Source organism: Occallatibacter sp., from assembly GCF_049802275.1.
In the GTDB taxonomy this organism is placed as follows: domain Bacteria; phylum Acidobacteriota; class Terriglobia; order Terriglobales; family Acidobacteriaceae; genus Telmatobacter.
On record NZ_JBARMD010000287.1, the window covers coordinates 1 to 4348 of the forward strand.

Annotated in this window: 3 protein-coding genes and 1 pseudogene; all 4 read right to left on the bottom strand. The window is 57.7% G+C overall.

Annotated features, from left to right (window positions below; genetic code table 11):
- Nucleotides 1-1125: 1125 nt before the first annotated feature.
- Complete coding sequence (locus tag WA354_RS10090; protein ID WP_472812882.1) at nt 1126-1725, bottom strand: cysteine hydrolase family protein; 600 nt, start codon at nt 1723-1725, stop codon at nt 1126-1128.
- A gap of 37 nt (nt 1726-1762) precedes the next feature.
- Nucleotides 1763-2194 carry a hypothetical protein gene (locus WA354_RS10095; RefSeq protein ID WP_472812883.1) on the bottom strand — a complete coding sequence of 144 codons (432 nt, stop codon included), beginning with the start codon at nt 2192-2194 and terminating at the stop codon, nt 1763-1765.
- 68 nt (nt 2195-2262) lie between these two features.
- The gene (locus tag WA354_RS10100) at nt 2263-3855 is read right to left on the bottom strand and encodes a DHA2 family efflux MFS transporter permease subunit (protein ID WP_472812884.1); all 1593 of its coding nucleotides are present in this window, start codon (nt 3853-3855) and stop codon (nt 2263-2265) included.
- Between the two features lie 206 nt (nt 3856-4061).
- Nucleotides 4062-4348: pseudogene (locus WA354_RS10105) on the bottom strand (MFS transporter); the annotation flags it as partial.

Consider the following 4348-nt stretch of genomic DNA (forward strand, 5'->3'; position numbering starts at 1 on the left):
TCCTTCATGAATGCACCATGAATGGTGATATCCACAGAAAGCAATAGGGTTTTGCACTTGCATCCACAGGTTCGGTGGGCCTACTGTCTCTAACTAGCTGGTGACTCTGTAGCTGATTGGAACAACAGCTCGGACTTGGCAGAAGGTGCAAGTAACGGTTTCGATTTAAAAGTTCGCGGTCGGCAGCAATGTCGATAGTGGATACAAAGATTGAGATTGAGAGTGCGCAGGAAGCCAGATCACAACTGTTGTGACTTGATTGGACTCCGAAGATTCATCCGCGGCGCAAGCCGAAGATGCAAAGTTCGATTCAGCCAGGGAGACATCATCGACTCAGCCGTAGATGCGAAAGCGGGGCGACTCGCGGAAGCAGATACGGATCAGCCGAGAAACCAAGGTTCGGGGCAACTCGAAAGGCGGAAAATCGGCGAACGGCAGGAGACCCGAGATTTAGGGCAACCTGGAAATTGGTCGATTGCCGTAGCCAAGGGAGGATGTCCGGGGCAACCCGGAGATGCAACTAAGGCGAACCGGATGGTGCGTGATCCGAGGAGACTCGGATATCAATCAGCCGGTACCGGAGGATTCGGAGTTTGGGGCAACCTGGACAACGAATCGTCGGCGATACCGAACGGCTGGGCTCGGGGAAACTCGGGAACTGGCAACTCGGCACCGCCGAAAGATGCGAAAGTCGGGGCGACTCGACAATCCATCGCCGGTAAAGCCGGAGATGCGGGATGAGGGGCAACCCAAGTCCTACATCGCGGGCGTTGCAGGAGGGGGTGAGTGCCACTGGGGAAACCCAGGAACTCGCTGAAACCAGCAGCGTCGAAGGCATGCGAAGTCTGGGGTAACCTGGGCGGACCATCGCCGGCACAGCCGAAGGACCGAAGCCAAGGGGCAACCTGAGGACTCGGACGCCGGCTCAGCAGAAAGGGAGCGAGGTACGGGGCAACCCGGAAACGCAACCCGGGCTGGGTGGGAAGATGCAGGATGCGGGGCGACTCGCAACCTCATCGGCAGGCAGAACGGGACGATGCATGATCCGATGAGCTATACGATCATCCGGAAAGCGCCAGAGGCCGCAAGGTCTCTGGCGTTTTCGATTTTGGATATAAGTCGGAATCAATCCGTTGCCGATTTCAGGATGTCGAGAAGCTCGTCTGCGGTGAAAACAGTGGCGCGGCGGGGGAAGAGTCCCTCAGTCAGACAGGCATGCACCTCGGAATCCTGATCTGTGCAGCAATCCTTCACAACGAAAAGCTGGTAGTCGGCGTCGCTTGCGTGCAAGAGCGTCGACAGTACGACTCCGCTGGTTGCGATCCCGAGAAGGATGAGGGTGTCGATCTCGTTCGCGCGCAGAATCATGTCCAGGTCTGTCCCAGTGAAGGCGCTCACGCGGCGCTTCGTGATAACGACTTCATCGTCCAGGGGCGCGACGTCGGAATGAATTGCGCCGGAGGGCCCCTGAAAGATCTGCTGCCACTGCGGCGAGTTCTTGATAGCGCCGAAGAACTGGTTGCGCGGGCTGACTTCGGGGAGACCGGGCCGGAAACCTACCTGCACGTGCATTACACAGAGCCCGCGCTCTCTTGCGGACTTCAGCACGGTCGCGACACGGGCAAGGAACTCCGGCTCATTTTTGGTGTAGATCGATACGACCGTATTTTGCAGGTCCATGCTGAGGAGTGCAGTTCGTTTCAGGTCGAGAACTGGGTTGGCCATCGGGTCTACCTCGCTTTCGGTTTGCGGGTCGTCGTTCCTAGAAGATGAGCAGAGCAATTAGCAGCACTGCTGCGCCGGCAATGATGAGGACGACGTTCATATCGATTTCGCGGATACGGCCGCCGATGCGGATGCGCACCGGCTGCACGCCATTGGGATCGTGCAGGGTTCCTCCATACAGACTTTTTGTGAACATGGCAGTGAGGAAGGCGAACATGGGGAGCGCGGTGAGCAGTGTCGCGAGATAGAAGAGCAGGTGCACGCCTGGTGCGATCGCCCAGAGCAGGGCTATTTCGACGATAGAGGCAGACAAGAAGACAAAAGTTTGCCATACAACGTGGAATCGCGCATGGCCTGTCCAGACCGGATTGGTGGCGTGGGTTCGGCTAAGGTCGATGAAGAGCGGAGTGATGCCCTGGCCGGCAGCTACAGCGGTAACCATCAGGCGAGCAAGGAACGGCGAAGACATCGAGGCAAGTGTAAATCAGGAGACTTAGAGCCTGTCCGCTAGTCGAACCAAGCCACTCTTCAACTGCATCAGTGCATTGCGGAAGCGCCAGGACCTTGGCCCGGGCGGTTGGCGTTGAGCATAAACGCCATGAACACCAGGAAGAATGACAGCCACGACAACTCCATGTAGACGTCCTGGTAGCCCTGCATCTGCGCCTGCTGATTGAGCTGGTTGTAGATTGAGGCAAGCGCCATGCTGGCACTGTTGGCGCTGCCGAATGTCCCACTGAAGAACCCGGTGAGTGCCTGGCTGTGCTCAGCAAAACCATTGGAGCCGGACTGCATTGCTGCCTGGAGATGTTGTTGGTGCCAGAGCGAACGGGAAGTGACCTGCGCGTTTGTGATGGCAATCATGATGCTGCCGCCAAGGTTGCGCACAAAGTTGATAAGGCCGGCAACCTGGTTGCTCTCTTCTTTTGGCATTCCGACGTAAGCCGCATTGGTGATGGAGATGAAACAGAACGGAAGCGGTAGCATCTGGACAACGCGCAGCCACGAAGCCTGCGCAAAGCTCATCTGCAGATTCGTCACATACGCGGCATAGCGGAAGGTGACGATAAACATGATGAATCCGGCCACAGCCAGCGTGCGTGCAGAGATCTTGCCGGTTGCGAATCCCGCCATGGGCATGACCACTACCAGCGCAATGCCGCCCGCAGTCAGCGCCAGGCCGGCCGTAGTCGCGTTATAACCGAGCAACTGCTGCATGAATTGCGGTTGCAAAACGGTATTCGCGTTGAGCACGCCGCCGACCAGCATCATGAGAAAACAACATATTGCAAAATTCTTGAAGCGGAATAGCTTCAGGTTGATGAGTGGATTTTTCTGTCGCCACTCCCAGACCACGAGTCCGATGATGCCACCGATAAAAAGGACAGCGAAGAAGCGAATGAATCCCGAGGCGAACCAGTCATTTTCCTCGCCTTTGTCGAGCATGATCTGCATGCCGCCCATGGCAATCGTGAGGAACGCGAGGCCCATGTAGTCCATGTTTTTCAGCTTGGAGGGATCTGCCTTGATCCATGGTGGATCTTCAACGAGACGGGTTACAAGAATGAACGCGAGAATGCCGACTGGAATGTTGATAAAGAAGATCCAGCGCCACGTGTAGTTGTCGGTAATCCATCCGCCGAGAGTCGGGCCAATGGATGGAGCCAGCACGGCCACAAGTCCGTAGAGTGCGAACGCCTGGCCGCGCTTATGTGGCTCGAAAGAGTCGGCCATGATGGCTTGGGCCATGGGCTGCATGCCTCCGCCGCCTGCCCCCTGAATGACGCGGAACACCAGCAGCATGGGAAGCGACGGCGCGGCGCCGCAGAGGAAGCTCGCAATAGTAAATACGGTGATGCAGAAGACGAAGAAGTTGCGGCGCCCCATCAAGCTCGACGCCCATCCGCCCAGGGGCAACACGATTGCATTAGAGACGAGATAGCTGGTGAGCACCCACGTGCTTTGGTCGGTGCTGGCGCCAAGGCTGCCGGCGATGTGCGGCAACGCGACGTTGGCGATGGAGGTGTCGAGCACTTCCATGAAGGCTGCCAGCGCGACTGTGGCGGCGATTAGCCATGGGTTGACGCGGGGCTTCCACTGCGCCATTGCCGCGGCATCGGGGTTTTCCATAGTCCTGGCCGGCCCTCCTGCTGCAGGCGATGCCGGTTCTGTCTGCAACTCGGGCAAAGACTCTCTCCTCGGTGGCTCGCTGCTTTTTAAGTTGCGGGGAACTGTGGAATATTGCGGCCGATGGATACCTTACGATGCCGTTACTCTACCGCTCACCTATAGATGAGGATTGGTGATGTCAGGGTTCACGGATTGTTCTGAGTGCTTCACAATGCGGCACTTGGGGCTGGTTCAGAAGATTGCCCGATCACCGGAACGCGCCAGCCGATCAAAGCGATGGCAAGTCCAACAAGCTGCATGGCAACAATAAACGCAACGCAGGCAGGCCATTTGCCAAACGCCCAGAAGGCTCCGGGAACTACCCCGGCTGCAGTGCCGCCGAGGTAGTAGCAGGTGATATAGATGCCGGCAGCGGTGACGCGGGCGCCCGGTGGCGCCGCCACGCGAAGATGGCTTTGCGAAGCAGTTTGGGCGATGAAGACTCCGCTCGCAA